This is a genomic window from Trebonia sp., assembly GCF_049794275.1.
Taxonomy (GTDB): Bacteria; Actinomycetota; Actinomycetes; order Streptosporangiales; family Streptosporangiaceae; genus Trebonia.
The window spans coordinates 1-3,849 of sequence record NZ_JBARCR010000153.1; the positions used below are offsets into that span (position 1 = coordinate 1).

Consider the following 3,849-nt stretch of genomic DNA (forward strand, 5'->3'; position numbering starts at 1 on the left):
CCGGCGCGCAGCGCGCCGCCGTACAGCACGATGCAGGTCGCGGCCGGGATCGCGACGATACCGGCGATGGTGAGCGCCCACAGATAGCCAGGCGGGTCGTACATGACATCCTCCTCCTGTTGAGTTAGCTATCTATAGGTTAGTATCTTGCAAATAGTATCTGTCAACTAGTATTATGGAGGACGTGATCAGGAACGTTCGGACCTACGACCACTTCTGCCTGACGGCACGCGCCCTGGAACGCGTCGGCGACCGGTGGAGCCTGCTGGTGATCCGCGATCTCCTCACCGGCCCCAAGAGGTTCACCGACCTGATGGACCGCCTCGCCGGGATCACCCCCAAGACGCTCAGCCAGCGCCTGCGTGAGCTCGAAGACACCGGGATCCTCACCGCCGACCGGGAGCCGGGCAGGCGGGAGGTCTGGTACCGGCTGACCCCGGCCGGAGCAGACCTCGGACCCGTCATCGAAGGGCTCAACCGGTGGGGGCTGCGCCACGCCTGGCGCCGGCCGCAGGCCGGCGAGCCGGTGCACGCCGAGCACCTGCTCCGCTCCGCCGTCCTGGCCATCGAGCTCGACGGCGGCGAGCAAGCCCGCTGGCACTTCCGGCTCGACGGCGGCGACTACCTGGCCGAAGGCGACGCCCACGGATGGTCACTCAGCGCGGCCGCCCCGGCCGCCCCGGCCGACGTCACGATCACCGCGACCAGCCACGACCTGGCCGCCTACATCTTCGGCGGGCCCGACCGCGGCATCGAGATCACCGGCGAAGCCGGGCAGGTCGAGAGATTCCGGCGGCTGATCGGCGCCATGGCCGCCGTCGCGGAACCCGCCGCGGAGGCCCCGGCGGGGCAGTCCCGGTTACGGCGGAGAGCCGGCGCTAGAGTAGGCGGACATCTTGCCCCTCTCTAGCGGGCGCGGCCCGAGGCAAGGAACGATCATGTGCCCTATGCCCGGAGATGATGTGACACCTTCTGTTCCAGCGCCCCGGCCCTCCCGTCACTCCGGCCCCGGGTATGTGGCGAACCCCAAGGCGCCGGACTTCGAACCAGGCGAGCAGCTGAGAGGCGCCGCGGCACGGTGGCTCAACCTTGTTCCCGCCGAACACCGCCACGACGGCCGGGAATCGGCGAAGGATGCTCTGCAGACGCTGCGGGAACACACGCGCAGCTGCCCCGATCATCCGCTCGGGGCGCTGTGGGTGGCCCATCGCCACCTGAGCGATCCGGCACCCGCGGTCCGGGTCGCGTCGCTCGTGCTCGCCTCGGAGGCGCTGTGGTGGCTCGGGCATTTTGAGGATGCACGCACGGCCGCCCAGGCGGCGGCCGACGCTGATCCGGCGTCTGCCCAGGCGCTGTGGCGCCTCGCGGTCGCGCTGTACCGCCTGGGCCGATTCCAGGAGGCGGACGAACGCCTCGATGACCTGCTGAAAGTGGCCAGCCGGTTCGCTCCCGCGTGGGCGCTACGCGGCCAGGTCAAGGTCTGGCTCGACGCGGACAACCCTGGGGCGGGGCGGGCCGACTTCGCCGCCGCGGCGGCGCTGACCTCCGATGCGGGCACCTGGGTGGTGCCGTACCGGATGGCGGGTGCTGCCTTCAAGGCGCAGGCCGATGCACAGATCAGGGTGCATGACGCCGAGACGGGCGGTTCCTCCGGCGAGCCTGTGGACGTGGTGTTGCTGCCGGACAAGTCGCGGGTCGAGCGGGGTGTAGATCCGGATCGCCGGTGGCATCTGGAGGGGCCCAGCACTGGCGGCGGCGATTCGGACAACGTGTTTGGCGGGCTGGGCGGAGACTTCGCCGCGGGGGCACGCTCGCGCGCCTCGTTCGGGACGAGGTTCGTGCTTTATCAGCGGAACATCGAGAACCTCTGTCAGGACAAGGCGACTCTGCGTGAGGAGATCCGCAAGTCGGTGGCGGAGATTTTCGACGCGGCTCTCGAGTCCCGCGCGGCGATCGCGATCAAGGGTGCACCTGAGCACCACGCCGAGGGGGCAAACATCCCAGGCGATGAGGACGGCTAGCGCTAGTCAACGGCGGTCGATCTGTCGCCACGCGTACAGATCGCGCAGAGCGCCGATTTGAGTACCGTGATGACCTATCTCGGTGAGCGTGCCCGCGATGAAGTGCGTGGCCGGGTGCGCGGGACCCGGCGGGCCGGCAACGCACACGCCGCCTCTTGGCGGCTCCGCGGCATACGTGTACCCAGCGGTCGTCACTTCGAGCTGGTCGTCATCGGCCCGCTCGATCGCCTCACGGAGTCTCTGCCAGCCGTCACGCAACGCGGTGACGGCCTCGGCGGCGCTGGTGAAGATCGGGTGATGGGTTAGGTACGGGGAGGTCCAGCCGCTGGCCATGGTGCGCGTCCCGCCCAAGAAGTCGATACCGCACAGACGGCCTGGCATCGACCCTATGTGCCAGTACAGCCAGGCGATGGTGGTCATCGGAACCGGGGCTGGCTCAGGAATCTCGAAGTCGGCCACCCATTCGCCGGCTCCGAACGGGTTCGGTGTCGAGCACTGGTCCTGCCGGCGAATGCTCCAGGTCGTCGTGAATGGCTCCCAGAAGAACTCATCATCGGTCAGGTCCTGCCAGGCGCGGGCAAGGGTGAAGTACTCGATTGGGTACATCAGCTCTAGCAGCGTGCCGGCTCGTTTCCCGGTCATGAGCCGCATCGTAGTTACGTCGGGGAGCCGGCGGCGGCGCCGGTCTGCTGCTGGTTGTCCCACCGGCTCAGCGTGCGCTGCCAGTCCAGCGGGACGGTGAAGTCGTCGCCCTGCGCCAGCTCCTCGTCCCAGTCCTCGACAGGGACGCGCCACAGCACCTCGAACTCGATGCCGCTCGGGTCCCTGGCGTACAGCGACTTGGACAGCCGGTGGTCGCTCTCCCCTACCAGGGCGCCGGCGTCGAGCAGCTTCTGCCTGGCCTCGACGAGCTCGGCCAGCGTGCCGACCTCCCAGGCCAGGTGGTAGAGCCCCACTTCGGGGCGGCCGGAGGCGCGGCCCGTGCCGATGTCGAACAGGCCGAGGTCATGGTCGTTCACCGATCCTGGGGACCGCAGGAACGCGGCCTGGCCGGGAACCTCCATCCGGACCTCGAAGCCGAGCGTCGTGGTGTAGAACTCCACCTCGCGCTGCAGCCCGTTCACGTACAGCACGGCGTGGTTCAGGCGGCGGACTGCCATGGGACGCTCCCGATCAGGTTCGTGATGACCTTCGGGATAATCGAGCGGTGAAGGTCTTTATTTCCTTTGACATGGAGGGCGTGGCCGGGATCGTCGACTGGTCGCAGTGCCGTCCGCCCGGCCAGCCGTACGAGGAGGGCCGCGCGCTGCTGCTCGGCGAGGTCAACGCGGCGATCGACGGGGCGCTCGCGGGCGGCGCCACCGAGATCGTGTGCAACGACTCGCACGGGACGATGAACAACCTCAACCCCGCGGAGCTGCACGGCCGGGCGCTGTACGTCGCCGGGCGGCACAAGCCGCGCTACATGATGGAGGGCATGGACGCGTCGGTGGACGCGGTGTTCTTCGTCGGCTACCACGGGTCGATCTCCGGGGACAGCTCGGTGCTGTCGCACACGTACAACCCGTCGGTCGTGTCGCGCGTCGAGCTGAACGGCGCCGAATGCGGGGAGAGCGGGATCAACGGGCTGGTCGCGCTGGCCTGCGCGGCGCCGGTCGTGCTGATCACCGGCGACCAGCAGACGGCCGCCGAGGGCGGGCCGTTCTTCTCCGGCGCGGAGCGGGTGGTGGTGAAGGAGTCGATCACCAGGTTCGCCGCCGCCCAGCTGCATCCGCTCGACGCCCGCGACAAGATCGCGGCCGCGGCGACGGCGGCGACGCGGCGGGCG

The 3,849-nt window shown here is 69.2% G+C and carries 5 protein-coding genes; 3 read left to right on the top strand and 2 right to left on the bottom strand.

Annotated features, from left to right (window positions below; genetic code table 11):
• Positions 1-184 precede the first annotated feature (184 nt).
• Together WA805_RS04485 and WA805_RS04490 are read left to right on the top strand one after the other, a co-directional pair.
• Positions 185-910, top strand: a complete 726-nt coding sequence (locus tag WA805_RS04485; protein ID WP_425241708.1) for a winged helix-turn-helix transcriptional regulator — start codon at positions 185-187, stop codon at positions 908-910.
• Between the two features lie 106 nt (positions 911-1,016).
• Entirely contained in the window at positions 1,017-2,021 is a 1,005-nt protein-coding gene (locus tag WA805_RS04490) for a tetratricopeptide repeat protein (RefSeq protein ID WP_425241709.1), read from the top strand.
• Positions 2,022-2,027: 6 nt separating this feature from the next.
• Here the strand turns inward: WA805_RS04490 and WA805_RS04495 are convergent, their stop codons facing one another.
• Both WA805_RS04495 and WA805_RS04500 read right to left on the bottom strand, forming a co-directional pair.
• Positions 2,028-2,663 (bottom strand): DinB family protein, encoded by a 636-nt coding sequence (locus tag WA805_RS04495; RefSeq protein WP_422286046.1) that lies wholly within the window; start codon positions 2,661-2,663, stop codon positions 2,028-2,030.
• Between the two features lie 14 nt (positions 2,664-2,677).
• The gene (locus WA805_RS04500; RefSeq protein ID WP_422271793.1) at positions 2,678-3,181 is read right to left on the bottom strand and encodes a VOC family protein; all 504 of its coding nucleotides are present in this window, start codon (positions 3,179-3,181) and stop codon (positions 2,678-2,680) included.
• Positions 3,182-3,228: 47 nt separating this feature from the next.
• On the opposite strand from WA805_RS04500, the gene WA805_RS04505 reads away from it, so the two are divergent.
• Positions 3,229-3,849: M55 family metallopeptidase (locus tag WA805_RS04505; RefSeq protein ID WP_425241710.1), on the top strand; the 621-nt coding region annotated here is incomplete at its 3' end.